The sequence below is a fragment of the Paracoccus sp. MC1854 genome, from assembly GCF_014164635.1.
Classification (GTDB): Bacteria; Pseudomonadota; Alphaproteobacteria; order Rhodobacterales; family Rhodobacteraceae; genus Paracoccus.
In genome coordinates, this window is record NZ_JACJFU010000019.1 from 1 (window position 1) to 26,344 (window position 26,344).

28 protein-coding genes and 1 pseudogene are annotated in these 26,344 nt (G+C 67.9%); 8 read left to right on the forward strand and 21 right to left on the reverse strand.

Annotation, left to right across the window (positions count from 1 at the left end):
• The first annotated feature begins 840 nt into the window (after window positions 1–840).
• Window positions 841–1,227: a hypothetical protein gene (locus H5395_RS13120; RefSeq protein ID WP_182793031.1), complete on the forward strand. Its 387-nt coding sequence runs from the start codon at window positions 841–843 to the stop codon at window positions 1,225–1,227.
• Between the two features lie 93 nt (window positions 1,228–1,320).
• On the opposite strand, the gene H5395_RS13125 is transcribed toward H5395_RS13120, so the two are convergent.
• From H5395_RS13125 to badI, 11 genes and pseudogenes are all read right to left on the reverse strand, one after another.
• Window positions 1,321–1,707 (reverse strand): hypothetical protein, encoded by a 387-nt coding sequence (locus H5395_RS13125; RefSeq protein ID WP_182793032.1) that lies wholly within the window; start codon window positions 1,705–1,707, stop codon window positions 1,321–1,323.
• A gap of 153 nt (window positions 1,708–1,860) precedes the next feature.
• On the reverse strand, window positions 1,861–2,382 hold the full coding sequence (locus tag H5395_RS13130; protein ID WP_182793033.1) for a hypothetical protein: 522 nt from the start codon (window positions 2,380–2,382) through the stop codon (window positions 1,861–1,863).
• A 375-nt stretch (window positions 2,383–2,757) separates the two neighbouring features.
• Complete coding sequence (locus tag H5395_RS13135; RefSeq protein WP_182793034.1) at window positions 2,758–3,690, reverse strand: formylglycine-generating enzyme family protein; 933 nt, start codon at window positions 3,688–3,690, stop codon at window positions 2,758–2,760.
• A gap of 19 nt (window positions 3,691–3,709) precedes the next feature.
• Window positions 3,710–4,246 (reverse strand): MgtC/SapB family protein, encoded by a 537-nt coding sequence (locus H5395_RS13140; protein WP_182793035.1) that lies wholly within the window; start codon window positions 4,244–4,246, stop codon window positions 3,710–3,712.
• A 56-nt stretch (window positions 4,247–4,302) separates the two neighbouring features.
• Window positions 4,303–4,563, reverse strand: coding sequence for a hypothetical protein (locus H5395_RS13145; RefSeq protein ID WP_182793036.1), 261 nt, complete (start codon window positions 4,561–4,563; stop codon window positions 4,303–4,305).
• 110 nt (window positions 4,564–4,673) lie between these two features.
• Window positions 4,674–6,311 carry a sulfatase-like hydrolase/transferase gene (locus H5395_RS13150; RefSeq protein ID WP_182793037.1) on the reverse strand — a complete coding sequence of 546 codons (1,638 nt, stop codon included), beginning with the start codon at window positions 6,309–6,311 and terminating at the stop codon, window positions 4,674–4,676.
• A gap of 37 nt (window positions 6,312–6,348) precedes the next feature.
• A complete protein-coding gene (locus tag H5395_RS18970) occupies window positions 6,349–6,759 on the reverse strand; it encodes a hypothetical protein (RefSeq protein WP_255440656.1) in 411 nt (136 codons plus the stop codon).
• 97 nt (window positions 6,760–6,856) lie between these two features.
• A pseudogene (locus tag H5395_RS19500) lies at window positions 6,857–6,967 on the reverse strand (hypothetical protein); the annotation flags it as partial.
• Window positions 6,919–7,437 carry a hypothetical protein gene (locus H5395_RS18975; protein ID WP_255440657.1) on the reverse strand — a complete coding sequence of 173 codons (519 nt, stop codon included), beginning with the start codon at window positions 7,435–7,437 and terminating at the stop codon, window positions 6,919–6,921. The gene H5395_RS18975 and the pseudogene H5395_RS19500, both read right to left, overlap by 49 nt.
• 192 nt (window positions 7,438–7,629) lie before the next feature.
• Window positions 7,630–7,911, reverse strand: coding sequence for an AMP-binding protein (locus H5395_RS13160; protein WP_182793038.1), 282 nt, complete (start codon window positions 7,909–7,911; stop codon window positions 7,630–7,632).
• Window positions 7,912–7,972: 61 nt separating this feature from the next.
• Window positions 7,973–8,764 (reverse strand): 2-ketocyclohexanecarboxyl-CoA hydrolase, encoded by a 792-nt coding sequence (gene badI / locus H5395_RS13165; RefSeq protein WP_182793039.1) that lies wholly within the window; start codon window positions 8,762–8,764, stop codon window positions 7,973–7,975.
• Between the two features lie 222 nt (window positions 8,765–8,986).
• Here badI and H5395_RS13170 point away from each other — a divergent pair, with 222 nt between their 5' ends.
• The 4 genes from H5395_RS13170 to H5395_RS13185 all read left to right on the forward strand — a co-directional run bounded on the left by H5395_RS13170 (window position 8,987) and on the right by H5395_RS13185 (window position 12,110).
• Window positions 8,987–9,439 carry a MarR family winged helix-turn-helix transcriptional regulator gene (locus H5395_RS13170; RefSeq protein WP_255440658.1) on the forward strand — a complete coding sequence of 151 codons (453 nt, stop codon included), beginning with the start codon at window positions 8,987–8,989 and terminating at the stop codon, window positions 9,437–9,439.
• A 373-nt stretch (window positions 9,440–9,812) separates the two neighbouring features.
• Window positions 9,813–10,283, forward strand: a complete 471-nt coding sequence (locus tag H5395_RS13175; protein WP_182793040.1) for a MarR family winged helix-turn-helix transcriptional regulator — start codon at window positions 9,813–9,815, stop codon at window positions 10,281–10,283.
• Complete coding sequence (locus H5395_RS13180; protein ID WP_182793041.1) at window positions 10,280–11,380, forward strand: FUSC family protein; 1,101 nt, start codon at window positions 10,280–10,282, stop codon at window positions 11,378–11,380. The genes H5395_RS13175 and H5395_RS13180 overlap by 4 nt, the downstream gene beginning before the upstream one ends.
• A 76-nt stretch (window positions 11,381–11,456) precedes the next feature.
• Window positions 11,457–12,110 (forward strand): sulfotransferase family 2 domain-containing protein, encoded by a 654-nt coding sequence (locus H5395_RS13185; protein WP_182793042.1) that lies wholly within the window; start codon window positions 11,457–11,459, stop codon window positions 12,108–12,110.
• Window positions 12,111–12,188: 78 nt separating this feature from the next.
• Here H5395_RS13185 and H5395_RS13190 read toward each other — a convergent pair whose 3' ends face one another.
• The 4 genes from H5395_RS13190 to H5395_RS13205 form a co-directional block, all read right to left on the reverse strand.
• A complete protein-coding gene (locus tag H5395_RS13190; RefSeq protein ID WP_182793043.1) occupies window positions 12,189–12,602 on the reverse strand; it encodes a type II toxin-antitoxin system VapC family toxin in 414 nt (137 codons plus the stop codon).
• Window positions 12,599–12,838: an AbrB/MazE/SpoVT family DNA-binding domain-containing protein gene (locus H5395_RS13195; protein ID WP_182793044.1), complete on the reverse strand. Its 240-nt coding sequence runs from the start codon at window positions 12,836–12,838 to the stop codon at window positions 12,599–12,601. Before H5395_RS13195 ends, H5395_RS13190 begins: the two co-directional genes overlap by 4 nt.
• Window positions 12,839–12,986: 148 nt before the next feature.
• The gene (locus tag H5395_RS13200) at window positions 12,987–13,931 is read right to left on the reverse strand and encodes a ParB/RepB/Spo0J family partition protein (protein WP_370576455.1); all 945 of its coding nucleotides are present in this window, start codon (window positions 13,929–13,931) and stop codon (window positions 12,987–12,989) included.
• A complete protein-coding gene (locus H5395_RS13205) occupies window positions 13,928–15,127 on the reverse strand; it encodes an AAA family ATPase (protein ID WP_182793045.1) in 1,200 nt (399 codons plus the stop codon). Before H5395_RS13205 ends, H5395_RS13200 begins: the two co-directional genes overlap by 4 nt.
• A gap of 592 nt (window positions 15,128–15,719) precedes the next feature.
• Between H5395_RS13205 and H5395_RS13210 the strand changes: the two genes are divergently transcribed.
• Window positions 15,720–16,769, forward strand: coding sequence for a replication initiation protein (locus H5395_RS13210; RefSeq protein WP_182793046.1), 1,050 nt, complete (start codon window positions 15,720–15,722; stop codon window positions 16,767–16,769).
• Between the two features lie 137 nt (window positions 16,770–16,906).
• Here the strand turns inward: H5395_RS13210 and H5395_RS13215 are convergent, their stop codons facing one another.
• Window positions 16,907–17,950, reverse strand: a complete 1,044-nt coding sequence (locus tag H5395_RS13215; protein ID WP_182793047.1) for a cellulase family glycosylhydrolase — start codon at window positions 17,948–17,950, stop codon at window positions 16,907–16,909.
• 310 nt (window positions 17,951–18,260) lie between these two features.
• Between H5395_RS13215 and H5395_RS13220 the strand changes: the two genes are divergently transcribed.
• Both H5395_RS13220 and H5395_RS13225 read left to right on the forward strand, forming a co-directional pair.
• Window positions 18,261–19,646 carry an oligosaccharide flippase family protein gene (locus H5395_RS13220; protein ID WP_182793048.1) on the forward strand — a complete coding sequence of 462 codons (1,386 nt, stop codon included), beginning with the start codon at window positions 18,261–18,263 and terminating at the stop codon, window positions 19,644–19,646.
• Between the two features lie 6 nt (window positions 19,647–19,652).
• Complete coding sequence (locus H5395_RS13225; protein WP_182793049.1) at window positions 19,653–20,702, forward strand: hypothetical protein; 1,050 nt, start codon at window positions 19,653–19,655, stop codon at window positions 20,700–20,702.
• An 11-nt stretch (window positions 20,703–20,713) separates the two neighbouring features.
• Here H5395_RS13225 and H5395_RS19505 read toward each other — a convergent pair whose 3' ends face one another.
• The 5 genes from H5395_RS19505 to H5395_RS13250 are packed head-to-tail and all read right to left on the reverse strand — an operon-like array spanning window position 20,714 to window position 26,226.
• Window positions 20,714–22,108 carry an O-antigen ligase family protein gene (locus tag H5395_RS19505; RefSeq protein ID WP_182793050.1) on the reverse strand — a complete coding sequence of 465 codons (1,395 nt, stop codon included), beginning with the start codon at window positions 22,106–22,108 and terminating at the stop codon, window positions 20,714–20,716.
• A complete protein-coding gene (locus H5395_RS13235; protein ID WP_182793051.1) occupies window positions 22,099–22,899 on the reverse strand; it encodes a glycosyltransferase in 801 nt (266 codons plus the stop codon). Before H5395_RS13235 ends, H5395_RS19505 begins: the two co-directional genes overlap by 10 nt.
• On the reverse strand, window positions 22,896–23,957 hold the full coding sequence (locus tag H5395_RS13240) for a hypothetical protein (RefSeq protein ID WP_182793052.1): 1,062 nt from the start codon (window positions 23,955–23,957) through the stop codon (window positions 22,896–22,898). Before H5395_RS13240 ends, H5395_RS13235 begins: the two co-directional genes overlap by 4 nt.
• Window positions 23,954–25,198, reverse strand: a complete 1,245-nt coding sequence (locus H5395_RS13245) for a polysaccharide biosynthesis/export family protein (RefSeq protein WP_182793053.1) — start codon at window positions 25,196–25,198, stop codon at window positions 23,954–23,956. Before H5395_RS13245 ends, H5395_RS13240 begins: the two co-directional genes overlap by 4 nt.
• The gene (locus H5395_RS13250; protein ID WP_182793054.1) at window positions 25,195–26,226 is read right to left on the reverse strand and encodes a glycosyltransferase family 2 protein; all 1,032 of its coding nucleotides are present in this window, start codon (window positions 26,224–26,226) and stop codon (window positions 25,195–25,197) included. Before H5395_RS13250 ends, H5395_RS13245 begins: the two co-directional genes overlap by 4 nt.
• Window positions 26,227–26,344 lie beyond the last annotated feature (118 nt).

Sequence of the window (26,344 nt, forward strand, 5' to 3'; positions counted from 1 at the left end):
ATCCGGTTCAGCTCGCGTTCGCTCATCACCAGCCATCCCATGTTCGTCCCCCGAGGATCATGCTTCAACCGGGGGAGAGTGACATTCCTGCTTTGCTCAGCGGTGACATTTTAGCTTTGCGCGTATAACAAATGTATTTATAATTTGATTTATGTAACCCCGCGGTCTGCGCCGCTGCACCGCGATCTTGTGGGTGGAACCCCGCCGCGCCTGTCCCGACCGGCAATTGCAACCTTGGCGGCGTCCCGATGGGACCGCGGCAGGTCCGATCCGGCTTTCCATCAAGCCCCCAGCATCATCCGCGATCCGCCTTCGGTGCAAGGGATGGCCGGTCAGGGGTCGCCGGCATAGGCGAACCCGGCCGGGGCGCAGTCCCCGAAACCCATGTGGTGGCTGTAGCGGCAGGCCGTCGCCGGGGGATGTTCCGGGAGGGCTGGGTCATGGCTTCTCACGCGGTTCGGCCGGGCGGTGAAGATCCCGCCGGCGCGTCCGTGGCAGGCGGCGTTTGAATTCGTCGTCCCTGCAGGGCGCCGGATCGCCCCCCCGCATCGGGGCCATCAGTCCATGTCCATGCGCAGATGGGGTCATGGTCTTCTCCTTCAGCCGGCTTCAGGGGCGAGGCAGGTCAGCTCGCAATCTGCCACTTCGGGCCGGTTCACGTCGCCGAAGACCAGGGCCGAGGCGGCGGCCCCGCCCTGAAGGAACGTCAGGCTGCAGAAGCCGAAGCCCCCTCGACCTGCCTTTGCTGCGGGTCCATGCTGCGCCCGCAGGTCGGGTGTTCCCGGGCCGCCGCTTGTCCACCGTCGCTGGGAAAACGATCGTCACGCAAGGGAAACCGCCATGTTCCGCAGCATCCTTGCCGCCGCGCTGCTCCTGTCGGGCACCGCCCCGCAGGCGCTGGAACCCGAGCCGCTGCCGGTTCCGGCCGAAGGGGAACAGTTCTGGGGCCTCGGCTCGACCGGCATCCTCTGCTACCGCCCGCCCTGCCCGTGGCGCGGGGTGTTCCGCATCGACCCCGACGGCACCGGCACCCGCCCGCTGTCGGGCAACGACCTGCCCGAGCCGCCGCCGCTTGAGGCCGGCGCGGGCGACCGCGCAAGGATCGAGGCCGCCTTCGCGGACAGCGGCTGCGTGGTGGCCGAGGGGCATTTCCGGGGCGACACGCTGGTGGTCGCCCGCATCGCCGGCGAATGCCGCGACTGGCTTCCCCGCCCGCCCTCGGAATAGGGCGCCGGGGTCACGGGTGGCGCTTGCGCTTTCCGGTCCCTGCGACCGATCCAGCGGCAGTTCGTCATGCCGTCCCCCGGCCCGGCGCCCGGCCTATTGCCCCGAGTATTTCTTGCGCATCGCCCGGCCGGTCTCGATCCCGAACCGCCGCGCTTCCGAGGCGAGCCAGGCGTCCGCCCCGGCCTTGCCGTCGCGCTGGACGCGCATCCGGTAGCGGGGCTCAAGCTGGCGCCGGTGTTCCTGCATAATCCGGGCGCCCTCGGCCCGGGCGCGCGCTTCGGCGGCAGGCGACATGGTGCCGGGCCGGGACTTTCCCTGACGCGGCGCAGGAGCCTCGCCCGGGCTGGCCTGCTGCTGATGCGTGCGCAGGTTGTGTTCCAGCATCGTGTCGAGATGGATGCCGAGGTAATCCTGCGCCGTGGCAGGCGCGGCGAGGGTCATGGCGGCCAGCAGGGCCGCGGGGCCGGGCAGGTGCTTCATCGGTCTTCCTCGGGGATTGTGATGGCAGAAGGCTTTGGCATGCGACCGCATCTGGGGCGGCTCCGACAAGTTCCAGGCGGGCCGCGCGTCGCGGACGGGGGTCTGTCCCACACCGCGGCAGGGGAAGGCATAGGCGGCTCCTTTCCCCCCCGCTCAGCGGTTTTCCAGCCCGTTGTCGCGGCGATGCCGGCGGATCTCGGCGCGGCTGGAATCGACCTTGTCGATCAGGCGGGCAAGGCCCGCGCGGACCTCGGCCAGTTCTGCGGCATGGGCCTCCTTGGAGGTCACGGGGTTCGCATTCGCAGCGTCCCAGTCCAGCGCCCATTCCATTGCCGCGATCCAGTCGTCGGGGTCGCCGGCGATGTATTCGTTGACAGGGCGACCGACCTGCTCGGTCAGCGCCGAGAACAGGGTGCGGTTCTTCGCCCCCGCGCCGGGCGCCCCTAGCAGGAAGCGGTAACGGACCTGCCCCGCATACATCCAGTTCGCCGCCTCCTGCCCCCTGCCTTCGGCCAGCAGCCGGGCGGCAAGAACATAAAGCGCCGAAGGGTGCAGCGACCCCGCCTGTTCGACGATCTGCGCTGAGGTCATGCGGTCCAGCGTCTCATCGGCCTGCGCATGGAAGGGCAACAGCAGGCTGCAGACCAGCAGCAGGGCGGCGAACAGGCGTCTCATCGGGCGATTCTTGTGCTTCGCGCATGTGACCCCATGAAAGCGCATAAGCCCGGCCTTGTCTTTACCGCAGAGGGGTTCAGCGCAGGCAACAAGGCACGCGGTCGAGGCTGAGAGCGCCCCGGCTCCGGCGGTTGACGGGGCGCCACCCGATCCGCTCGCAGCCGGTGTCACCGCCGGGCGCCGGAAGGCCGAGGTCGCACAGGAACACCGTCATCGTCCCGGCACCCTGTTGTCGGGTTCTCTTTCAGGACCTTCCCCGCGCAGCCTGCCCCCAGCCTTCTTTCATGACATCCCTCGGACTGCAGGCCCCTGCCGTCCGAGGGCGCGGGGACCATGGACGCCCCCCGACGGGCAGGGCCGGGGCGGGCGAGGAACTCAGCCGCCCGGTTCTTCGTCCATGGATTGACCCGGCCCGCGCCGGAGGCAGCGGAAGCCGATATGGCTGGTGGAACTGTCCGCGGCCTGCGGCTGGCGCGCGGCCGGGCGATAGCGGCGGCAATGGTTCGGGGCGCAGAGATGCGAGCCGCCCTTGACCACCCCGGGACCCGTGGCGCCCCCGTCCGGCGTGCAGCAGGACCGTGCGCCGGGCAGGCGGAACGCGTCGGCCGTCCATTCCCAGACATTGCCGATCATGTCGAAAAGGCCGTAACCGTTCGGGGGAAAGGCCCCCACGGGCGAGGTCCGGGGAAAGCCGTCAAGCGCAAGGTCCTGCCAGGGAAAGGCGCCCTGCCAGATGTTGGCCTGCCAGCGCCCGCCCGGCGCGGGATCGTCGCCCCAGGCATAGGCCGCGCCGTCAAACCCGCCGCGGGCGGCATATTCCCATTCCGTCTCGGTCGGCAGGGCCTTGCCCGCCCAGGCAGCGTAGGCTGCGGCATCCGCATGGGCGACATGGACGACCGGATGATCCTCGCGCCCCGCCAGGCCGCTGCCCGGTCCCTCGGGCCGGTGCCAGCAGGCCCCCGGCACATAGGCCCACCACAGGCGCGGGTCGTCCAGAGGCACCGGACCGGGTGGCGGGCGGAAGACCAGCGAGCCGGGAACCAGCAGCGCCGGATCGGCGCCGGGATAGTCCGCGGGGTCCGGCGCCCGCTCGGCCAGGGTGACATGGCCGGTGGCGGCCACGAAGCGGGCGAAAGCGGCGTTGGTGACGGGGGTGCGGTCGATCCGGAAGCCGGCAACGGTGACGCGGCGGACCGGCCGCTCCTCGGGGTAGAAATCATCCGACCCCATCAGGAAGCTGCCGCCGGGGATGAAGGCGCAGCCCAAGCGATCCCCCGCCTCCAGCGCAGCCCCGGCCGGATCGGCCATGCGCCGCCTCACCGGGGCGTCACGGTCCCGAACTGCCGGTTCCACCCTGTCCACCCTGCCCGTCCGCGTTCCCCTGACCGCCGGCGTCATCGTCCATCTGGATGGTGTAATCCTGGGTAAAGGGTCGGCTGAGCAGAAGCACGACCAGCATCGTTCCGGTCAGCAGCAGCGAAAGCCAGATCATCCCCAGCCCGCAGATGATCCCGATAGCGCCCGAGGCCCAGATCGAGGTGGCCGAGCCTGCGCCATAGACGGTGTAATCCTCGCGGAACAGGGTGCCTGCGGCGATGAAGCCGATGCCGGTCATGACCGCCTGCAGCACCCGTGTCGGGTCCACCGAGATCGTGTCATCGACGGCGCGATAGGCGAATTCGATGGTTCCCACCGTCAGCGCGCAGGATGCCAGCGCGATGATGACAAAGGGGCGGAAGTCGATGGGCTTTTTCCGCAGGAACCGTTCCAGCCCCAGCGCCAGTGACAGGACCAGCGCCGCCCCCATCCGCAGGACCGCGTCCGCCCATGCGAGGTGATCGGGGCTGAAGGTGTCAGGCTGCATGGCGGTCGAACGCAGGGCGCGCGCGCCTTGTTCCGGCTGGCCCGCCTGCTGCGGGTTCAGCGGTCGTCGCCGGTCTCTGCCCTTCCCGGCCGGGCGATGGCCTCGGTCACGGCCTGCCGGGTCGGGTCGTCCAGGTTCTCGGTGGCGGGGAAGATCCCGACCTTGTCGCGGACCCCGATCTTGCGGGTGCGGCGAAGCTGGGCCACCGCGTTCCCGCCCAGCTCGGACAGGAGCAGCAGGCTGCCCGCCGCCTCGACCCGCCGGGCATAGCCGTCGATTACCTCGATCAGCGTGGCGCCCGGTTCGTGGCGGCGCATTGGCCAGCTTGTTGTCCGTGCCAGGGTCGAAGCCGACGATGGTGGGGATCTGGCTCAGCGAAACCGAGACTCCGGCGACCGCATCCTTGCGAAGATTGCGGGCCACGGGGTCAGCCGGCGTCGGCCGGGGCGAACATCGCCGGGTCGAAGGGCCGCAGGTCCTCGCCCAGCTCGCGCGCGACCAGCTCGTGCAGCTTGCGGGTCATCTCGGCCAGCGCCTGCGCGTCGTGGCGCGGGTGGGCGGGGTCGGCCACGCTCTCCGTCTCGCCCGGGTCGTTGATGAGATCGTAAAGGCCCACATCGCTGCACGCCCGCAGTTCCTCGACCGAAGCGGGGTTGCCGTACTCGTCGGGGCTGAACCAGCGCACGATCTTCCAGCACCCGTCAGTCAGGCTGCGGTGGAAGTTGCGCTTGCCGAAATCGGGCGCGCCGTATTCGGCGCCGACCTCGGGAATGCGGGCCAGCCATTCGTCGGGCGTCATCACGCCGCCCTGCAGGTCGGTCAGTTGCGCCAGCGCCCCGGTCAGCGCCCAGTCGTTGTCCAGCGCGTGCAGCGTGTCCCATGTCGTCAGCGCGCCGCTGACCGGCTGCTCGGCGCTGCCGCGGGGACCCGCGCTTTCGGGCGCCGTCGTCAAGGGACGCAGCGAGCGGCCGGGAAGGTCGGGATAGTCGGCGCGCAGCCGCTCCTCGGGGACGCCGGCGTAATCGAGGCAGGTCGGCACCAGGTCCAGAAGCGAGCCGATGGCCTCGGTCCGCGCCCCCCGCCGGCCCTGCGGATCGCGGATGATCAGGGGCACGACCTGGGCCTCGTCAAAGGTGATGCCGCCCTTCTGGGTCATGTTGTGGGCGCCGTTCATCTCGCCGTGATCGCCGGTATAGATGACCACGGTGTCGTCCCAGCCGCTGACCCGGTCCATCGCCTGCAGCACCTTGTCGAACTGCATGTCCACCAGCCGCATGCAGTTCAGCAGGTAGTTGCGCTGCTTCAGCCACAGGTCGGTGCGATCCTCGGGGATATGGCCGAAATGGATGCGCAGGTATTCGTAATAGGCCGCGACCCCCGGAGGATGCTTGTCCGGTTCATAGGCGTGATTGTTGGGCATGGCGACGTCCCATTCCTTCTGGAAGAAGGGACTTTGCTGGATCGGATGCTGGCTGGCCGAGGCGAAGCCCGCATCCAGCCCGCCGATGCCCTTGTCGGGAACCACGAACATGACGTCATGCGGGTTGATCAGGCTGACCACCAGCGCCCAAGGCTGGTCGAGCGTCGGGGCGCGGTGTTCCAGCCAGTCCACCGCTTCTTCGGCGACGCTGGTGTCGAGCTGCGCGCCCTGCAGGGGGCCGCCGAACATGTCGCCCCATTCCTGGGTGTCGGACCAGCCGAAATCCTCCAGCGGATGCGGCTTGCGGTCCAGCCTGGACAGGTGCCACTTGCCCTTGAAGGCGGTATAGTAGCCTTGGCCGCGCAGCATGTCGCCGAGGGTCGGGATGTCTGGGTCCATCCCCTTCGTCAGCCAAGCGTAGTTGGTGTTGTCCCACATGTCGATCTTCTTGGCGTGCTGCCCCGTCCACATGGTCGCGCGCGAGGGCGTGCAGATCGGCACCGTGCAATAGGCCCGGTTGAAGGCCACCCCTTCCCTGTGCAGCCGCCGCCAGGCGGGCAGCGGCAGGTCGTCGGGGACCGGCATGTGGGCCTGCCACTGGTCCTCGACCAGGATCAGCAGGTTCGGCTTGCGGGTGTCGGACATGGGGCGGACCTTTCAGGCGGGATGGGCGGGCGAAGGCTTATCGGCCCGGCTTGGGGCGACCGGGGGTCGTGGTGAAGCCGGGGGCGTCGCGGCTCAGCACGCGGGCGAGCGCCGGCAGCAGGATGATGCCCAAGGTGATGATGGCCAGCACCTCGGGGGTGCCGCCGAAGTTCTGGACCGCGATGATCATGGTCGCCGCCGTGTTCCGCTGCCCCGACCCAAGCGCGCCCACGTCTTCCAGGTCGTCGCGGTCGCTGCGGCCGCCGGCGAGATAGCCGATGCCGAACATGGCCGCGATGAAGACCAGCCCCATCAGCATCGCACCCTCGCCGACCATGCCCATGACCTCGGGCAGGTTGCCGAGGATGGTCGTGCCGATCGTCAGATAAGGCGCGATGTTGCCGATCCTGGCAACCCAGGGCTGGATGCGGGGAACCCGGCGCCGCATCGGGGCCTGCGGCAAAGGTCCGCCCTGCCCCGCCGCCATGACCGATGCGGGCCACGTTGACGATCCGGCCCCAGCCGCGTTTCAGCATCCCTGGCGCAAAGGCGCGGAACAGGTGAAAGCCCCCCATCAGGTCCATGGTGGCGCGCCACTGCTTCCCGGTCATGTCCAGAAAGGGCGTGTAGAGCCGTGGCAAGCGCAGCCCGCCCACGAGGTTGACAAGGATGTCCACCGGACCCAGCGCCCGCGCGGCCAGGGTCTCGTCCAGCCGCCGCCCCGGGAGGTCGGCCAGCGCCGTCCCGCGGTCCCGTCCGCGACCAGCCGGCCGATGACGGTTCGGCCCAAAGGCCGGTCACGACGGCAATGCGGCGGGCAGGCCAGTCCATCTCCTCGCGCAGCATCCTGCACAGCGCGAATTTCTGGATCTTGCCCGAGGCGGTGGGTCGAGGCCATGGTGAAGGCGATGCCCTCGTCCTGCACCATCCGCCGCTTCAGCCGCTTGTCCCACATATCGAACAGGATGAACCGCGCCCCGAGGCAGATCGGCATCAGAAGGCCATGCCGGAAGCCGGTCTGGTGGTCCATGGGCGCGGCCATGGCGATCGCCTCCCGGCCTGTCAGCCCCGACCGTTCCGGACAGGGGATGAGGTTCGGATACATGGTGTTCGAGGTGTGCGTCACCCCCCTTGGATTCCCCGGTCGTGCGGCTGATGTAAATCACCTGGTTCGCGTCATCGGGGCCGGGATGGCTGGCACTCACGATCCGCTGCAGGTCGGGGTCGTCGGAACCGGGGTTGGCGAGCAGCTTGTCGAAGGTGTTCTCGCCATCGGCCTTGTTGACGACGACATGGCGCAGGTCGGGAAGCTGGGGCTTCATCCCCTCGGCCATCGTCTCGTGGTCGAAGTTGCGAAGTCCTTGGGAACGATGAAGACTTGGGACTCGCCGTGGCCCAGCATCAAGGACAGTTCATGCTCGCGGAAGATCGGCATCACCGGGTTGAACACCGCGCCGATCCGCGCGCAGCCGGGATAGGTCACGACGAACTGCCAGCTGTCGGGCAACTGGCAGGTCACCACGTCTTTGCGCCCGCCGCCGAGCCGCGTCAGTCCACGGATCCGGTCCAGTTCCGCGGCGTCGAAAACGGTCCCGGACATGATGCCTTTTCCTTGGCAGATCGGAAAGGGGGGCCGCCCGGCGGGACGGCCCCCGCAGGATTCAGCCCCTGCGCATGTAGTGCTTGCGGAAGTCCGGCTTGCGCTTTTCCTTGAAGGCGAGGCCGCCCTCCTTCGCCTCGTCGGTGTCGTAATACAGGCTCAGCGCATACATCCCCATGCCCGCGATGCCGCGCTGGTGTTCGGTGTCCATGTTGAAGGACCGCTTGGCGATGGCGATGGCGGTGGGCGATTTTTCTAGGATCTCGGCGCACCAGCGATCGACCTCGGCGTCAAGCTGGTCGTCGGGAACGACGGCGTTGACAAGGCCCATCTCCAGCGCCTGATGCGCCTTGTAGCGGCGGCACAGATACCACATCTCGCGCGCCTTCTTCTCGCCCACGACGCGGGCGAGAAAGGCGGTGCCATAGCCCGGATCGACGGACCCGACCCTGGGGCCGACCTGCCCGAACTGCGCGCTTTCACCCGCGATGGTGAAGTCGCAGATGGTGCATAGCACGTTGCCGCCGCCGATGGCATAGCCGCGCACCTTGGCGATCACGGGCTTAGGCACGTCGCGGATGATGGAATGCAGGTCCTCCATGGGCAGGCCGATGGTGCCGCGCCCGTCATATTGCCCTTCGTGCGCGGACTGGTCGCCGCCGCTGCAGAAGGCGCGTTCACCCGCGCCGGTCAGCACGATCACGCCCACCTCGCGGTCCCATCCGGCGCGGTTGAAGGCGTGGATGATTTCCTCGACCGTCCGGCCGCGAAAGGCGTTCATCTTGTGGGGGCGGTTGATGGTGATGGTGGCGACCCCGTGCGTCTTGTCGAACAGGATGTCTTCATAGGTCATGTCGGTTATGATGGTTCCTCTTCAGCCGTGCATCGTCAGGCCGCCGGACACCGAGATCACCTGTCCGGTGAAAGGCGTCGCCGGAGGCGAAGAACAGGATCGCGCCCGGCAGGTCCTCGGGACGGCCAAAGGCCCAAGCGAGCGGCGTCGGACACCACGCCGACCATCCGCCCCGCCCCGACCACCCCGGAGAATACCGCCGTCGACGCGCTGACCGCAGGGTTGCGGAACCGGCCGTTCTGCTGGCTCTGCCAGACCGCGAACCTGCTGAACAAAACCGGCAACCGCGCGCGCGAGGATCATGGCGTCACCACTCGGCAATGGGCGATCCTCGGCGCCCTCGCCGATCCGCGCAGCGAGGGCGGCATCCCGGTGGGCGATCTTGCCGGGCTGCTGATGGTCAGCCGCCAGAACCTGACGGGCATGCTGTCGCGGCTGCAAGCCCGGGGCCTCATCACCCGCACGGTGGACAAGCGCGGCAAGCGGTCCCGCTTCATTCGCATGACCCGGGAAGGGCGGCAGAGATGGGCCGCCATGCAGCCGCGGATCAACGCCTTCCACGCGGCCGCGCTGGCGGGCTTCTCGAATCCCGATACCAACGCCGCGATGCATCATCTTGAAAACCTGCGGCAGAATTTCGTCGCGCTGGAGCGCGCACGGGGCGGGGGCGGATGAGGACTGACCGGCTGCGATCAAGACAAGCAGGTGTTGCAACCGGAAGATGCTCGACAGGTCGTTCAGGACGCCGATCCTGACCGTCATCCCCTGCACCATCGCCGGCCCCGCCCCAGCAGGATAGCGGCCGCGATCACGAGCTTTCCGAGTCCAGCCAGCAAATTACATCCTCCCCGATGTGATTGCCTTTTCCTCCCCCCGGCCGGACGGGCCGGGACGAGGCAGACGGCAAGGCAGGGACAGGATATGTAAAAACATCTTGCCATTCATCAGGTGTGAAGACCATTGGCCCGGCCGCGCGCAAGCTCCTGCGGACTGGTGCGGCGATTCGTCGGTCTTGATTTGATTTGACCTTCAAACTATATTTCGGGCCATGCCCGACCCTCTCGCCCTTCGCGCCCGCTTCGGGCTTCGTTTCTCGCTGCTCGCCCGGCGGTGGCGCCGGGTGCTGGATGCCCGGCTCACGCAGGTGGGGCTGACCGACGCCACCTGGGTGCCGCTGGTGCATCTGAAGGAAACCGGCGGCGGCATCACCCAGAAAGACCTTGCGGCGCGGGTCGGCGTCGACGGGTCCAGCCTCGTGCGGGTGATCGACATCCTGTCGCGCGAGGGTCTGGTCGAAAGGCGTCGGGACGAGACCGATGGCCGCGCCCGGCTGGTCCACCTGACTGAGCAGGGCGAGCGGCGGCTGGCCGGTATCCGGCGCGAACTGGCCGAAGCCGAGGAAGCCATGCTGGCGGACCTGTCGGACCCCGAGATCGCCGCCATGCTGGCCCATCTGGAAACCATCGAACGGCGCATCTCGACCCTTGAACGCGCCGGGACCAAGGACGCCGCCGAATGAGCCGCCGCCCTCCAAGCCGCAGGCAGGTCGTGCGGCACCTGCTGCATCCCCGCAATCTTCGCGGCAGCCTGACGCTGTCGCCGCAGCCGTCGTTGCGCAACGCGGCGCTGGCCGGGCTGCAGGCGGCGGTGGCGGCGGCGATCGCCCTGCCCCTCACCCTTGTCTCGCCCTGGCCGCACCTGATCGGCTTTGTCGCCCTGGGGGTGCTGGTCGCCCTGTTCGGCCGCTTCGCCCCGCCGCGCAGCCGCAACCCGATCCTGCTGCAATGCGCCCTGTGGCAGAGCCTCGCGGTCTTCGGGATGTCGATGGCGGTCTGGCTTGGGGCCTCCGCCGCGGGCCAGCTTGCGCTTCTGGCCTTCGCCTGCGGGTTCTTCTTCCTTGTCTGCGTGACCGGCCGCTTCGGGGCGCCGGGGCCGCTGATCTTCGTCTTTGCCGTGGGCGCCTCGATGGCCGACAGCCTGACGCTGGCGCAGGTGCTGGAACGCACCGCCGCGACCACGGCCGCCGCCGCCTTCTCATGGGCGGTCTGCGCGGCCAGTGAGGCGCTGCGCCACCCGCCCCGCCCCGGCCGGCCCTTTCCGGCCGAGCCGGCGCGGCCTTTGCCGCACCGGCTGATGGCTGCGGCGCGCATCACCGCGGGCACGGCACTGGCGGCTTACGCCAGCCATGCCCTTGGCGCGAACCATCCAGCCTGGGCCGCGATGGGGACGCTGGCGGTCATGCAGGGCACCCATCTGCATATCAGCATGAACCGGGCGCTGCAGCGGATGGCGGGCACGGTGGCGGGGGCGCTGCTGGCCTGGGCCTTCCTGATCCAGAACCCCACGGCCGGGGCGGTCATCGCGGCACTGGTCCTGCTGCAGTTCGTGACCGAGGTGGTCATCGGCGCGAATTACGGGCTGGGGCAGGTGCTGGTCACGCCCATGGCGCTGCTGATGACCCATCTGGCCGCCCCCCATGCTGCCGGGCCTGCCATGGCACCCGAGCGGGTGCTGGACACCCTGCTGGGCGCGACGATCGGCATCTGCCTGGCAGTGGTGCTGTCAAGCCTCGACGACCGCCGGCACCTGGCCGGTCAGCGCGACGCCCAGCCCTGAGCCGGGGCTTGCCTTGCGCCGCCCGCGTCCGGCAGACCGGCGGCGGGGCGATCCGGCCCCGGCCCGAGGGCAGCGCATGATCATCTCTCACCGGCACCGCTATGTGTTCGTCCATATCCCCAAGACCGGGGGCACCTCGCTGACGCTTGCGCTGGAACGCCGGCTCGGGCCGCAGGACATCGTGCTGTCGGACACTCCGAAGGGCCTGAAGCGGCGGCGGCGGGTCAGGGGCGTGGCCGCCCGCGGGCGGTTGTGGAAGCATTCGACCCTCGCCGACATCGAGGGGCTGGTCGATCCGGCGATCTTTTCCGGCTACCTGCTGGTCACGCTGGCGCGCAACCCCTGGGCGCGGGCGGTCAGCTACCACCGCTGGCTGCGGCTGCAGAGCTTCGAGAACCCGGCCGTGACGCTGGCCAAGGCGCTCGATTTTCCCGATTTCCTGCGCCAGCCGCTGATCCTGTCGCACATGGCGGTGCCGGTCCGGCATTACCTGACCGACGCACGGGGGCAGGAACATCCCGCCCTGATCCTGCGGCTGGACGACCCCGGCCCCGGCCTGGCCGAACTGGAAGCGCACCTGGGCTTTCCGCCCGGCCCCCTGCCGCGCAGCAATGCCTCGGGTCCGCCCGGCGTGGACTGGCGCGGCAGCCATGACGCCGAAACCCGCGCGCTCATTGCGGCGGCGGCGGCCGAGGACATCGCCCGCTTCGGCTGGAGCTTCGACGGCTGAGGCAAGGCGCCCTGCCCCTGCAGCCGCAGGAAGGCCTCCTTCCCGGGATGCGCGACGGCTTTCCGCCTTTCCGGCAGGTCACGGGTCTTCGGGCGCGATCAGTTCGACCTTGGGGAAATAGCCCGCATAGCGACTGCGGTCGCGGGTCAGCAGGCGGTAGCCCCGGATGGCGGCATGGGCGCCGATGTAGAAATCCGGCAGCGGAGAGCGCCGGGCACCGCCCCGGCGGCGGTAGGCGACAAAGACCTTGCCGGCAAGGAAGCCCGCCGCCCAAGGCAGGGGTTCGCGGGCGAAGACCTCTTCGGGCAAGGCCGCGTCCAGCGTCTCGATGCGGCTATGGGCCACCGAAACCTCGGCATAGATCAGCGGGTTGATGACCAGCCGCGCCCCCTGCCCTTCCCGCGCCAGCGCCCCGGCCGACCATGCGGCCCATTGGGGATCGTCGGTGGCGATGTCGATCAGGATGTTGGAATCGACCAGGACCGGCGTCATCCGCGGGTCAGGGCCATGATCTCGTCCGTTGTCATCCCGGCATCGGCGCTGCCCCTGAGCCGGGCGATGGCTTGGCGCACCGCCTGCCCCCGGTCCTCGCGCAGCCGGTCGGAAGGGATCACCCGCACCAGCCCGTCATCGCCCAGCAGAAAATCGACCTCGGTTCCCGGATGGAAGCCTGCGGCCTCCCTGATCGGCTGCGGGATCGTGACCTGACCCTTGATGGTGATGCGCATGATGGTTCCCCCTGCCAGTATTACCAAGGGTAATGCCTTGTCAGGGCTTGTGCAAGCTAATGGAAATGCCTTCATTCACAGCGGTTTAACAAATTGCCAATTGGCAATTTCCAGTCGGGAAGCGGCGTTGCCAGTTGGCAATTTCCCGTCAGCCGAACCTTTCGGCAAGGAAGCGGTCGAGTTCCGCCCGCAAGGTCGGCTCGTCGATGTCGCGATCGAACTGCAGTGTCACCTCACGCCCCCGCTCACGGACCCGCAGCTTGGCCGATGGGGCCGCGACCTTGGCGGCAGGCGCCGTTGCCGCCTTCAGCCGTGCGAGGACGCGGGGAACGGGGACAGAGGCCCCCTGCCCTGCCCGCCCCCGATCCTGTTCGGCGGCAATTGCCGTGGCCTCGGCCAGCACGCGGTCTCCGGCATCCGAAAGCAGAGGCCGCAGCGTGCGGGCGTGCAGTTCTTTCAGATCGGTGATCTGCGGCCAGGCGCGGACAACGACCTCGGGCAGCCGGGCGAGATACAGATAGCGCGACAACCACGCCTCCGAGACCTCCAGCCGCGCCGCCATCGCCTTCTGCTTGCCGCCGTAGTAAAGATCCAGTGCGCGGGCATAGTCACGGGCGCGTTCGTAATCCGACAGGTCCGCCCGGTCCCGGTTCTCGATGTCGGCGAGGCGAAAGGCTTCCTCATCCGTCAGATCGCGGACCTCGACCAGATAGCGGAACTGCGGATAGTTGTTGGCCCTGAGCCACGAGATCGCGAAATGTCGCCGGGCGCCACAGATCACCTCGTATTCCGCCCCTTCGCCCGAACGGCGGCGAACGATGGCCGGGAACTCCTGCTGCCCCTGCGCGCGGATGCTGTCGATCAGCTCGCGGCAGTTGGTTTCGTTCAGCAGGTCATAGGCGCGGTTGTGGCGTTCCCACATGACGCAGCTGGCAGGATCGACCCAGCGCAGCACCTTTTCCTCGCGCGTGCCGCTGTCGGCCAGCGCGTTCGATCGCTTGAGGAAACGGGTCCCGCCCTTTTCAGCGGCGGGTGCCGGGTCATCCATGTCACGCAGCAGGTCGTCGAAGATCGCGTTGTGGCGCTTGCTCACAGCAGTCCCTCCTTGCGCAGATCGCGGTGGTGGCTGGGCCAGGTCTTGCGGGCCAGCAACTCGACCTCACGCCCCACGGCGTCCAGATAAGCACGGCAGCGCTTGTGCGTTTCGGTCCGCGTGGCCGCGCCGGTCATTTCATAGACTGTCATCAGGTTGGCGCTGGCGTTGTCGATCTCGGCGCTGTCCTTCAGCACCGCCATCAGCATGTCCTGCGCAAAGACCGCGTCCATCATCCGCTTGATCGCCTGATGCGCCGATTTCTGCTCGTTCATCTTCGAGGTCAGGATCTTGACGAAGCTGTACTGCCGCTCGCCCCCGTGGCGCGAGAGTTCCGCCAGCGTCGCCTCCAGCATCTTGAGGAAATGCGCGGTCGAGGCGAAGTCGATGTTATTCGGCGGCGCAGGCACCAAGAGCGCGTTCGCCGCGCGCAGCACCGACAAGGACAGCATCCCAAGGGCAGGCGGCGGATCCAGCAGGATGATATCGAACTGGTCCGCGATGCTGTCGACCCCTTCGCGCAACCGGTCGAGGATGAAGGCCGGGTCACGCGCCATCCGGGCCGCGAATTCATATTCCGCATCGTAAAGGCCGAGGTTCGCCGGGATGATCGCGATCCCCGGCCAGTAGGTCGCGCGCAGCGCGTAATGCAGCGTCTTGGGGCCGCCATGGCGCAGGAAGGGATAAAGCGTGTCTTCCTCCTCATCCACGTCCACGTCGGGGTTCAGCCCGAAGACGGCGGTGCTGGAGGCCTGGCTGTCGCAGTCGATGATGCAGACGCGATAGCCCTTGAGCGCGAAATATTGCGCCAGATGGGTGACGACCGTGGATTTCCCCACGCCGCCCTTGAAGTTCTGCACGGCCAGAACCAGCGGCGGGTCGTCGGGCGCGCGATGCGGCAGGGTGCCGAAGACCTCGCGCATCCGGGCGATGTCGGCCAGCGAATAGCCACGACGGCGGCCGGTGTCCTCGTCCTTGTCGGGAGACGGCAGGCGCCCGTCGCCCTCGGCATCGCGGATCGCCTTTTCGGACCGCCCGACCATCTCGGCTGCGGTGCGGACATTGAAGCGCAGGTCCAGCTGCTTCTGCGTGCCGGGGGCGAAGACCCGCTCGCGCAGCCGCTCGATCACGGTGGCGGCGCGGCGGCTGAGGACGGAAAGTTCGTCCAGTGTTACGGGAGGCAGAACGCTGTCCATGATCCTGTTCCTTGCTATGCAGGCGACCATGCACCGGCACGGTATCGGGGTAAAGTTCGGTCTTTCAACTGTGGAGGCTTCAGGAACCGTAACATTTGCCTCATGGGTTCAAGACTGAACCTTCCCGCCTTTCAGCCGTGTTGTCAGCACGTGAGAGGGGGTCAGGCATCCCAATCTGTAAGGTCTTCAAGAGCCAGCGGCCCAACTGCTCTTAAATCCTGTGGATAAGAAAACCCTTCCCTGTTCTGGATTCTTCTTGTTCTCTGTTCATATCATATAAATACTTGAAATAAGAAGATAAAAATTACATATTCCTACATCCTGGGATGACTTGCGCTACCTTTCGGGTGCCTTCTCCTTACCGATCGGGATGGGATGTCTTACCTTCCGGGACGACGGCATTGCTTACTTTTCGGGTGTCCCCGGCAACCTGCGGCAACCGCCCGCTTTTTCCCAAGAAATACAGCCTTCTGCGAATCACCTTTGTTCCCCTTGTCAAGCTGTTGCTTACTTTTCGGGTGCAACGCACGCTGCCCGGTTGAAGACTTACCAGAGCGGCGGTAACGAGGTAAGACTTGGACAAGGCGGGGCCATGGCAACAGCGATTCGCACGGTAGAGGCGCGGCCCAATGCCGACAGCCTCATCAAGCCCGGTGAGCTGGTTGATCTGGTCGAGGTGACGCCGCTGACGCTGAACGACCGGCGCATCTACAACCAGCTTCTGGAAAACGCCTGGGACGCCATCGACAAGCCAGTGACCCATGTCATTGCTAAGGCAGCGCTGCGGGGCAGCCACAACTCGAACGACCGCGTGGGCGAAAGCCTTGAACGGCTGATGTCGGCGATCGTCAGGGTCGCGGTGGTCTGGGATGGTGAACCCGCGATCGAGCGGGTGCAGTTGCTGGGCGGCAACCTTGAAAGCCGGCGCCCTGACGGGCTGCTGGAATACGAGATCCCCGCGCGGCTGCGGAAGATCATCCGCAACAGTCAGGTCTTTGCCCGGCTGCAGCGCGAGGTGATGTTCGCGCTGTCCTCGAAATACGCCCTGACCCTTTACGAGATGGTGCAGAAGCGCGGCAACCTGCGCTGGAAGGCATCGGAACGCTTCGCGCTGGACAACTTCCGCGGCATCATCGGCGTGCCGAAGGGAAAGCTGTCATCCTGGTCGAACCTCAAGCTGCGCGCCATCGACCCGGCGGTGGGCGAGGTGAACGCGCTGTCGGATTTCATGGTCGAGATCCTGCCGGTCAAGACGGGCAGGGCGGTCACGCATGTGGAACTGCGCTGGTGGCGCAAGGACGGCGATGCCTCGGGCGCCGCCGACCGGGCGCTGCAGTTTTCAAAGGTGGGCCGCCGCGCCAAGGCCGAGGAAACCTCCAGGAAGGCCGTTGCCCCCGTTCCGCCATTGCCGGCGGGGCAGGGGATCACGAGCCTGCGCCCGCGCCCCGCCTGGCTCGAGAGCCGCGGCGCCCCGCTGCTGACGGAAACCTACGAGACGGCACGCCTGCGTCATCCGGGATATGACATCTATTTCGTCGAAGGCGAATGGCGGGCCTGGGCCCAGGGAAAAGAGCCTCCGCAGGACCCTGACCGCGCCTTCCTGGCCTTCTTCCGCCGCTATGCCGAGGGCAATCCGATCTGAATTGCCAACTGGCAATTTCTGCGTCGGGCAGGGCGCTGGTGCCAGCAGCGCCTGCATATCACGGATGATGCCCTGCCGGACGCGTCGGTAAAAAGGTCCATGTCCTCAATCGGAGAAATACTGACAAGCCGTTGTTTTCACTTGTTGTCTATGCCTTCCAGAACCTCTCGCGCCGGCTTGACGCGCCCATCAGCAGCCATCAGTCCGAACCAGTCCTCGCGGTCCTTCGGATCGGTCCCGAGGTCGCGGTAGCTGTACCAGAACACCGGGCCGAGCCATGGCGTGACGCGGGCCAGGTCCACGCTGGCAGCCAACTGCTCGGCTTGCCGGGATTCCGGCGCGCCGCCCTCGGCCTCGTTCGTGGGTGCCCCGTATTCGGTGATCCAGATCTTCTTCTCTGCGTCGCCATGCGCCGCCATCAGATCACGGATCGGCCCGGCCATCAGTGCCCAGGAATTCCGCCAGCCCCGAAGATCGGGCAGGCTGGCGCCGGTATAGGGGTGAAAGCCCAGGGCGTCGAAGCTGCCCCCCGCGCCCTCGTCGTAGACGCGCTGCAGGAACTCCACGGCGGCGATGGCCCGCCCCGAACGGTCGGTCGAGGTCGCGGCGGCAAGGCCGCCGAGGATGACCGTCGCATCCGGGTCGGCGGCGCGGATGGCCGCATGCGCCGCCTTGAGGATCGCGGCAAAGGCCACCGGGTCGGGGCGGGGGGGGAAGGGCCCGTCCAGGTTCGGCTCGTTCCAGATTTCCCAGGTGTCGATGCCGCGCGGTTCATAGCGGCGGACCGCCGCCTCGAGAAAGCGGCCGAAGGCCTGCGGGTCGCCGGGGGGCGAATGGTCCTCGGGGTTCGCCCAGGCCCATTCGGGGGTCGAGCCGGCAACGGGCAGCACCCCGATGCCGAAGGATGCGGCAAGATCGACGATGCGGTCCATCTCGCTCCAGTCGAAGCTGTCGGGGCCGTCGCGCTGGATGCTGGCCCAGTTCAGGTCGGTCCGCAGCCAGCGCACGCCCATGGCGGCGTAATCCGCGAATTCGGCCCGCAGGTCGAGGCTGTCCTGCCAGCGCAGGGCGTCAAGGCCCACGGCAAGGCCCACGGCATCATCGGGGATCGAGGACGCCTGCACCGCCGCCCCGCCTGCGAATCCGAATTGCAGCAGGATCGCGGCAATTCCCCCGATCATTCCGCGCCGCAATGCTCGTGGCATTCCGCCGCAGGTGGGTTCGGAAAGGGCAAATGACGGGCGGCAGGGGGCAGGGATCGTTCCGGGCATGGGGAATTCCATTTTTCTCACGGACAGGACCCTACGGCATATTGCAATTCCGACACAACGCGGCCGGATCATTCGTGATCGGCGATGTTGGCGTTAACCGTGCTTGTTTATTGGGCACCTGCGGATTAGGCAGCGGAAACGGGCCGAGTGCAGGACATGAATGTTCAGGATCTGGATCGGAAGTTCCGCAGCAGATGCTGTTCTGAGGCTGTCTGCCCAGATGGCCAGCACGGTTGTGGTGGCCCGCATCCTGTCGCCCGCGGAATTCGGCGTGGCAACGCTGGTCCTGGCCGTGGCCACGATCATGGGCGCCTTTATCGGCCTGCCCTTCGAGGAGTCCCTCAGCCAGCGGCGCCAGGTGCGGTCCGCGCATCTGGAAACCGCGCTTTTCGTCTCGATGGTGCTGACGGGGGCCGCGGTGCTGCTGTCGCTGCTGCTGGGCCCGCTCATCGAGCATTGGGCGGCCGCACCCGGATTTGCCCTGTATCTGGTCGTTTCGGCCCTGCTGCTGGCGGGGCAGGGGCCGGGGGCGGTGGCGCGGGCGGTGGCCCGGCGCAGCCGCCGCTTTGTCGAGATCTCGTTCTGCCAGGCCGCCGGCACGGTGATCGCCTCGCTGGTCGCGGTGCTGGCGGCGCTGGCGGGCTGGGGGGTCTGGTCGCTCCTGCTGCAGCGGCTGCTGCCGAACGTGCTGTATCCGCTGCTTGCGGCGGGTTTCCTGTGGCATCGCGGGCAGGCAATGCGGACGCTCGTGCGCTGGCATCCGCAGCGGTTCCGGGAACTCTTCCGCTTTTCCTGGCTGAGCCTCGCCGATGTCGGCGTCGGTTCCGCGGTGCCGGCGGTGCTGGCCTTCATGGTCAACGCAGTCTTCGGCAGCGCCACCCTGGGCCAGCTCAACATCGCGCTGAGGATCGTTGATCCGTTGCGGATGGCATTGATGGGGGTGGGGCACAATCTTGCGTTCTCGGTGCTGGTCCGGCTGCAGCTTGACCCGCCCCGTCTGGTCCGCACGGCCGGAGAGATCGTCGCGGGCGTTGCCATGGTCGCGGTCCCGGCCTTTGTCGGGCTGGCGATGGTCGCCCCGGTGCTGCTGCCGCTGCTGGTGGGACCGGGCTGGGACCAGGCGGTGCCGCTGTCGCAGATCCTGTGCCTCGCGGTGGCGCTGTCGCTGCCCTTCCAGTTCTACGATTCCGCCTATTCGGCCTTGGGCCGCCCGGAATACGGGTTGATCGGCGGCATCTTCGCGCTGGCCTGCATGGTCGCGGGATTTGCGATCACGGTCGGTGCCGGGGGTCGCAATGCCCCCGCGATCGCCTTCCTGGTCTATGAGCTGGCAACCATCGCCGCCGTCCTGTTCTTCGCCCTCCGCCTTGGACGGGGAAACGTGGCCCCGGCGTCAGGCCGTATCGGGCGGGTGTGGCTGGCGGCGCTTGCCATGGGGGCCGCGATTGCCGCATTGTGCTTTCGAAACGGCGTCCCGGAGCCTTCGGTGCCGACCCTGGCCGTCATCATCCTGGCCGGAGCGGCGGCCTATCCGATCGCTCTTCTGGTGACATGCCGCCCATGTGCCCAGGACTTCATCTCTCTGCTTCGCAACCGGAAATCGTGAGTTGACATGATCACCTTTGTAGCTACAGCCGAGCACCAGTACACCGTCCGTGACGTGCTCGAAACCCGCGACCACCCCCTGCACGGCCGTATTGTCATCCTGAGCTACGAGGAATTCACCGGACTGCCGCGCCTGCCGGTTTCGGCCTATATCTTCGCCGACCACGAACGCTTGGACGAAGACGAACTTCCGGCCGTCCTGAACCGGATCGACGCGCTGCGCCGCGCCTGCCCCGACTGCGCGATGCTGAACCTGCCCGACCGCATCGGCAACAGGCTGGACATCATGCGCCGCCTGCACGAGGCCGGGATAAACGACTTCCGCATGATGCCGCTGCGGACCCCGCCGGAATCCTTCCGCTACCCCGTCTTCCTGCGCCGCTTGGACGATCACGAAGGACCGAGGTCCGGGCTTCTGCGCACGCCCGAGGCCCTGCGCGCCGCCGTGGCCGCTCTCGACCTCGACGACCGCCAGGGAGACCGTTTCGTCGTCACCGAATATATCGATGCCCGCAACGAACTGGGACTGCATGAAAAACGGTCCTACACTCGTGTCGGCGACCGGCTGTTCCCCTCGGCGCTGGACCAGAGCCGGGACTGGATCTGCAAGGGCGAATTCACCGATCTCAGCATCGTGCCCGCGGCCGAGCGCGAGATGGCGTTCCTGCAGGGCAACGAGGACGAACCCGTCCTGCGCGCGGCCTTCGAGGCGACGGGCATCCAGTATGGCCGCGCCGATTACGCGCTGGTCAACGGCCGTCCGCAGATCTTCGAGATCAACACAAACCCCTATGTCGACAATCCCGAAACCGTGCCGGAACGCGGGCACGTCGCGGCTGCGCATATTTCCAGCGCATGGCTCGACGCCCTTGTGCGGCTTTCGGATGCCATGCCCCCTTCGGCGGGAGTCTGGCGCGAGGTTCCGCATGGAACCGGCCGGATTCTGTGGGCGCCCACGCGGCGGCGGACGGTTCACATGGCCATGCGCGGGCTGCGCCAGCTTCACAATGAGACAAAGGCCATGCGCTGGCTGCGGCGGTTCCGGCTGATCCCCTGACCGGGCGGTCCTTACGCCGCCGAAGAGCGCGCGGGCGAGCGCCACAGCGCCAGCCCGACCCCCAGGGCGATCCAGCCCCCGAAAAAGCGGAAGCTGTCGATGCTGGCCCCCAGCATCAGCCAGCCGCTGAGCGTCATCGCCACTGCCAGATGCAGCCGGCCCGTGTAGCTCGCCCCCGAGGCCCGCAAGAGCGAGCGCAGCAGCAGCGGCAGGATCATCGCAAGCCACAGCAGGTAGCCCAGCAGCCCGGTTTCAGCCAGCAGGCGGACGTGCAGCGAATAGGCGGGCGGCCAGGTCAGCCCCACGTCGGCGGCGGTGGCATAGCTGCGGACCTCCCAGCTTCGCAGGTCCTCGGCGCGGATGTGATAGGGATAGTTGAAGCCGTATTGCCCGAGGCCAACCCCCAGGACCGGGCGTTCCTCGAACATCGACAGGCCGGCGCGGATGGCGGCCAGGCGGGTGACGTTGGACACGTTTTCGGTCGCGCCCGGCGTCGGGTCGATCAGCCCGTCCATGCTGCCATAGCGGATGAGGTTGCTGCCCCGTTCCATGACCGCGTTCTGCACGCCCGGAATCAGCATCATCACCAGCAGCACCACCGCCGCGGCCGAGGCGCCATGCAGCAGCCAGTCCTTGCGGTGGCGCAGGAAGCCCAGCAGGAACAGCATGAACTGGACGCCGATCACCAGCATCGCGGTGCGGGACTGCAGCAGCACCATCATCACCGCCACGATGGCCAGCACCAGCGCCACCCGCCGCCTGCTGCCGCGGGTGATGGCGAAGGGGAAGATGAAGGTCAGCATCACCGCCGCCCATGACGATTCAAAGGCGGTCATCCGCAGCCGGTCGGGATAGTATTCATGCGTCTCGGCATGGATGACCAGCGACAGCGCCCCATAGATCTGGGTCGGGCCGGGGATGCCGTACCACGAGGCGACCTCGATCACCGCGATGCCCGCCATCACCATCAGCGCGACCCAGGCCCCGCGCGAGATTGCGGCCAGCCCCTCGGGGCCGCGGGCCGCGAAGTTGAAGAACATCAGCGTGACCAGCGGCCCCAGCGCGACGGCCATGCCCTGGGTGATGACCCGGCTCATCCCCGAGCGTCCCTTGTACCAGACGGTCGAGATTTCCGGGAAATTGATGGCGACCCCCGCCACCACGACCACCAGGAAGGCCACGGTCACAAGGAAGAAGGCCGAGGGGATGGCGATCCGCCCCGGCTGCATCACGAAGTAAAGCAGCGCCAGCGGCAGGACATAGATGAAGCCGTCCTTGGACAGCTCGCCCGCCGGCAAAAGCGGCATCAGGTCGTTGAAGACCGTCGCCACCACCAGAAGCACGATCAGCGGCGCGGCCCGCAGCCCCTCGCGCGTGGCAGCCGAGGCGCTGGCCGTCACTTCCACGCCTTCTTCTTGACCGCGTTCAGCCAGCCGAAGGGGATGGCCATGAACAGCAGCGTCCGCGCCATCCCGGCCCAGGCATGGGGATCGCGGGCCGAGAAATTGTCCCGCTGCACCCGGAAGCGCGCCACGAGGTTGCGCTTGCGCTTGGCCGCGGTCGTGCCCGTGGCGCTGATGGTGTATTGCGTCAGCACCTCGGGGATGTTGGCCAGACGCCAGTTGCGGCCCATGCGGACGAACAGGTCGTAATCCTCGGCGGTCTTGTAGCGGTCGGAATAAAGCCCGATGTCGCGCAGCGCCTCGGCCCGGATCATGATCGTGGGATGCAGAAGGGCAGGGACATAGCGCTGCTTGCGCAGCATCTCGTCATGGTCCACCGGGAAGCGCAGCGTGAACATGTAGTTGCCGTCGTCATCGACGCAGCGCGCCCATGTGCCGACCATGCCGACGCGGGGGTTGGCCTGCAGGAAGTCCTCCTGCCGCTCGAACCGGCCGGGCAGGGGCAGGTCGCCGCAATCCAGCCGGGCAATATGCGGATAGCCGCGCGCAAGGATCGCCTCCAGCCCGGCGTTCAGGGCGTGCTCGATCCCCCGGTTGCGGTCCAGCCGCATCAGGGTCACGGCATGGGGGCCGTAGCTCTCGGCGCAGGTGACGGGCTGGGGCGAGCCGTCGTCCACCACCACGATGTCGAAGGGATGGGACTCGCGGCCCAGCACCTCCAGCGTCTCGATCAGCCCGGACTGGTCCTTGAAGACCGGGATCAGCACGCAGAGATCGGGTCTTGCTTCGGTCATTGGTCCCTCCGCGCAAGGCGCCGGCGCTGCCAGGCGCTTCGCAGGATGGCCAGCGACGATCCGGCAAGGAACCCCGCCACCAGCCCAAGCGCCAGGATGATCGGCTTGGCGTTGAACCCGGCCGGGGTCAGCGGGACCACGGCGGGGGCGAAAAGCTGCACGGTCAGTTCCGGCGCGCCGATCCGGCTTTGAATCCGGCGGTATTCCAGCAGAAGCTGTTCATAGACGGCGGCGGTCGCCTGGACCTCGCGCTCGGCCTCGCGCTGCTGGGCATAGACCTCGGCGCTGGCCTCGATGGCCTCGGTCTGGCGCTGGCCGGTCAGGGTCTCGAAGCGCAACTGCATCAGGCGGCCGCGTTCGCGGGTGGTCTGGGCGCGTCGCTCGGCTTCCGCGAGGTCGCGGGTCAGGGTGTCCAGCTCGCGGTCGAGGTTCACCAGCATCTGCTGGTAGACGTCCAGCCGCAGGTCCGACCGGGATTTCAGGTAGCCCTGCGCCACCGCATTGGCGATGGTGGCCGAAAGCTCGGGACTTTCCGAGTTGTAGGTGATGTTGACCACATAGGACCGGCCGCTGTGGGTCACGTCGAGGCTGCGCGACATGTGCCGCAGCAGTTGCGCCCGTTGCTGCGCTTCGGTCATCGGCTCGTCGGGCGGGAACTCGGCGGTGACGATCAGTTCCGACTGCTGCTGGGGCGTCAGCGCGTCCAGCGCATAGGCCAGCGACACGGGGGTGTCGATGGTTTCCACGATGGTCGCGGTAGCGGCATCCTCGGCGGTGACCTGGGTGCCCGGCTCGGTCCGCTGGATGATGCCGGCGCGGTCGGCGTCCGAGATCAGCTTGGCCGTGGCCGAATAGCTGTCGGGCATCGCCTTTGCGGCCATGAAGGCGCCGCCGCCGCCAAGCGCGGTGAACAGCAGCACCAGCAGCGGGCTGCGCCGGATCGCGGCGAAGACCTCGCCCAGGGTGAACGAGGCGGCGGGCTGCGGCACCGCCTCGGCCCCGTGATGCCTGGCCTGCTGCCCGGTTTGGGGGTCGGGGGGAAGGCTGGCGTGGTTCATGGCGTGGGCCTTTGCTGGGCCAGGGTCGAGAGCTGGCCGGAACGGCGCGGGACCGAGGCGGGTTCGGCCGACAAGGCACCGGCGGAAGGCGGCAGCCCGAAGAAGCTGTCGGGCAGGTCGACCTCGATCAGGTCGCCCGGCTGCAGGACGGTGTCCTCGCTGGCCTTTGCCGGCGCTTCCTGCCCGTCGGCCGCGCGATACAGCGTCACCTCGACGGCGTCGAAGCCGCCGGCGCCAAGCTGGGAAAGCTGGCCCGCGACGCCGTTCATGCGGGCGTTCAGCGCGGCGATGGCGGTCAGGGCCTCCTGCGCCTCGGCTTCCAGCGCGGCGGTGCGGCGGGCGTCGTGGCGGTCAAGCTCATGGGCGACGCTTTCGCGCTGGCGCTCGACATCGGCGATCGAGGCCTCGACTTCGGAAAGATTGCCGCGCAGTTCGTTCAGGGTGCGGTATTCCTCGGACACGCGGGTCTGCGGGGTCAGCCCGCGGCTTTGCATGTCGGTGTAGCGGGTGACTTCCTCGATCTGCTGCTCGACCAGGGCGCGCTGATACTCGATCTGTTCCTTCAGCCGGGCGACGCGGGTGTCGATCATGGAAATATCGCGGGTGTAGAAGGCCTTTTCCGCCTCGCTTTCGGCATTGGCCGCCGCCAGCAGGCGGTTGGCAAGCGCAAGGACGGCCTCATCCTCGTTGCCGGCAAGCCGGGGCAGGTCGGCGGCCGCGATCTGCCCGGCGCCGTCCAGTTCGGCGCGGGCGCGGGCCAGCGTCGCGTGCTGGGCCAGAAGCTCGGCGGCGATGGCATCGCCTTCGGCGCGCAGCTCGGCCGCCGCCCCCAGCGAGGGACGCAGCGCCCCCAGCCCCCCCGCCATGGCGATGGCGCGGCGCACAGTCATCCCCCGTTCAAAGGGGATCGCGCCAGGCTGGGCGACATCGCCGCCGATCACCACAGGGCGCACGGCGGCAAGCCCCACCGTCACCTGCGCGTCCAGCATGATCTCCAACCCTGACAAGCGTTCCTGAAGAAGCGCTGTGACATCCTCGGTGGTCTTCCCGGCGACCGCGATCCGCCCCAGCGGCGGAAAGGCGATCTGGCCGTCAATGTCCACAACCGCCTCGCGCGTCAGTTCGGGCACCCGGAAGACCGAGATTTCCAGCGTCTCGCCCGAGGCGATCACATGCTGCTGCGCCTGCGCGGGCGCGACCGTCGCCAGCAGAAGAAGAAGCGGCCAGATGAGGCGCGTCATTGGATGGTCCCCGGCTGCCCTGCGGCAGCGTCCCGGGCGGTGGCGCAGAAGGCGCGGGCGCGGGCGTCAAGGTCGCGCCACCTTTCCCCCGCCGCAATCAGGCCGGGGTCGGCCGGTGCCGGCGCCCGCTGCCGCCAGCCCGCGCGCAGCCGGCTGTAAAGCCCTTCGCCCGCGATCATGCTCAGTGCCCGGCGGGCGGTTTCGCGCGGCGAGACGGGGGGCACGAGGCTGCGGGCCAGCGCCGCGAAGGCGGCGGGGCGGCGGCCGGAATCGGCCAGCCGCCAGACGCGGTCCTGCAGGAAATAGCCGCTGCGGGCGGCGGGCGACCAGTCGCCCGACTCGCGCCGGTACCAGGCAAAGGACAGGTCCGCCGTCTCGGCCCCGGTGGTCAGCCGGTCGGGGCGGGGGGATTCCTCCTTTGTGACGCCCGGCTCGGGATCGATGTGAAAGGCGATCCCGGCCCGGTCCATCCGCATGGCAAGGTCGGTGTCCTGGTTCACCCGCAGATCCTCGTCAAAGGGATGGGCGCGGGCGATGCCGGCGGGCAGGCTCAGCATCGAGGTCTGCACCCGGCCGCCGTCGCGGTAGCAGTATTCGACCAGCGAGCGGCCCGGCCGCCAGTCCGGCTGGTGCGGCCTGCGGATGTCGCCGTCGATATGCAGCAGGGCGCCGCTGACCAGAACGGTCCGGTCCCGGCCGGGCGCGGCATAGAAGCGGCGGATGCGGTCGTGGCGGCCCGGCAGCCAGACATCGTCCGAGTCGAGAAAGCTGACATGGGTGCCCCCGGCCTCGCGCACGCCGCGGTTCCGCGCCGCCCCGCCGCGCCGGCGGCTGTCCTGCTGCAGCACCCGCACGCCCATGGCCTGCAGTTGGCTGTATTCGGCGGACAGGTCCTCGTCCGAGCAGTCGTCGACGACAATGATTTCAGCCCCGGCGTCGTCATCGCGCACCGACAGGACCGCGCGGGCAAGGGAATGCGCCCGGTTGCGGTTGGGAATTACAACCGAAAGGTGAAACTCGCCCGACATCGAAACAAAACCTCAATCAGCAGTTGATCCATGCACAATAGATCAGCTTGCCCGTCCAGCCCGGGCGGATGCGAGGTCTTCTGACAGGAACAACGGGACGGGCGCAACCTCCGTATTT

Excerpts from the sequence above, each read along its gene's own strand:
- H5395_RS13120 (WP_182793031.1), top strand. The coding sequence starts at position 841 with ATGTTCCGCAGCATCCTTGCCGCCGCGCTGCTCCTGTCGGGCACCGCC.
- H5395_RS13125 (WP_182793032.1), bottom strand. The coding sequence starts at position 1,707 with ATGAAGCACCTGCCCGGCCCCGCGGCCCTGCTGGCCGCCATGACCCTC.
- H5395_RS13130 (WP_182793033.1), bottom strand. The coding sequence starts at position 2,382 with ATGAGACGCCTGTTCGCCGCCCTGCTGCTGGTCTGCAGCCTGCTGTTG.
- H5395_RS13135 (WP_182793034.1), bottom strand. The coding sequence starts at position 3,690 with ATGGCCGATCCGGCCGGGGCTGCGCTGGAGGCGGGGGATCGCTTGGGC.
- H5395_RS13140 (WP_182793035.1), bottom strand. The coding sequence starts at position 4,246 with ATGCAGCCTGACACCTTCAGCCCCGATCACCTCGCATGGGCGGACGCG.
- H5395_RS13145 (WP_182793036.1), bottom strand. The coding sequence starts at position 4,563 with ATGCGCCGCCACGAACCGGGCGCCACGCTGATCGAGGTAATCGACGGC.
- H5395_RS13150 (WP_182793037.1), bottom strand. The coding sequence starts at position 6,311 with ATGTCCGACACCCGCAAGCCGAACCTGCTGATCCTGGTCGAGGACCAG.
- H5395_RS18970 (WP_255440656.1), bottom strand. The coding sequence starts at position 6,759 with ATGCGGCGCCGGGTTCCCCGCATCCAGCCCTGGGTTGCCAGGATCGGC.
- H5395_RS13160 (WP_182793038.1), bottom strand. The coding sequence starts at position 7,911 with ATGTCCGGGACCGTTTTCGACGCCGCGGAACTGGACCGGATCCGTGGA.
- badI (WP_182793039.1), bottom strand. The coding sequence starts at position 8,764 with ATGACCTATGAAGACATCCTGTTCGACAAGACGCACGGGGTCGCCACC.
- H5395_RS13175 (WP_182793040.1), top strand. The coding sequence starts at position 9,813 with ATGCCCGACCCTCTCGCCCTTCGCGCCCGCTTCGGGCTTCGTTTCTCG.
- H5395_RS13180 (WP_182793041.1), top strand. The coding sequence starts at position 10,280 with ATGAGCCGCCGCCCTCCAAGCCGCAGGCAGGTCGTGCGGCACCTGCTG.
- H5395_RS13185 (WP_182793042.1), top strand. The coding sequence starts at position 11,457 with ATGATCATCTCTCACCGGCACCGCTATGTGTTCGTCCATATCCCCAAG.
- H5395_RS13190 (WP_182793043.1), bottom strand. The coding sequence starts at position 12,602 with ATGACGCCGGTCCTGGTCGATTCCAACATCCTGATCGACATCGCCACC.
- H5395_RS13195 (WP_182793044.1), bottom strand. The coding sequence starts at position 12,838 with ATGCGCATCACCATCAAGGGTCAGGTCACGATCCCGCAGCCGATCAGG.
- H5395_RS13205 (WP_182793045.1), bottom strand. The coding sequence starts at position 15,127 with ATGGACAGCGTTCTGCCTCCCGTAACACTGGACGAACTTTCCGTCCTC.
- H5395_RS13210 (WP_182793046.1), top strand. The coding sequence starts at position 15,720 with ATGGCAACAGCGATTCGCACGGTAGAGGCGCGGCCCAATGCCGACAGC.
- H5395_RS13215 (WP_182793047.1), bottom strand. The coding sequence starts at position 17,950 with ATGATCGGGGGAATTGCCGCGATCCTGCTGCAATTCGGATTCGCAGGC.
- H5395_RS13220 (WP_182793048.1), top strand. The coding sequence starts at position 18,261 with ATGGCCAGCACGGTTGTGGTGGCCCGCATCCTGTCGCCCGCGGAATTC.
- H5395_RS13225 (WP_182793049.1), top strand. The coding sequence starts at position 19,653 with ATGATCACCTTTGTAGCTACAGCCGAGCACCAGTACACCGTCCGTGAC.
- H5395_RS13235 (WP_182793051.1), bottom strand. The coding sequence starts at position 22,899 with ATGACCGAAGCAAGACCCGATCTCTGCGTGCTGATCCCGGTCTTCAAG.
- H5395_RS13240 (WP_182793052.1), bottom strand. The coding sequence starts at position 23,957 with ATGAACCACGCCAGCCTTCCCCCCGACCCCCAAACCGGGCAGCAGGCC.
- H5395_RS13245 (WP_182793053.1), bottom strand. The coding sequence starts at position 25,198 with ATGACGCGCCTCATCTGGCCGCTTCTTCTTCTGCTGGCGACGGTCGCG.
- H5395_RS13250 (WP_182793054.1), bottom strand. The coding sequence starts at position 26,226 with ATGTCGGGCGAGTTTCACCTTTCGGTTGTAATTCCCAACCGCAACCGG.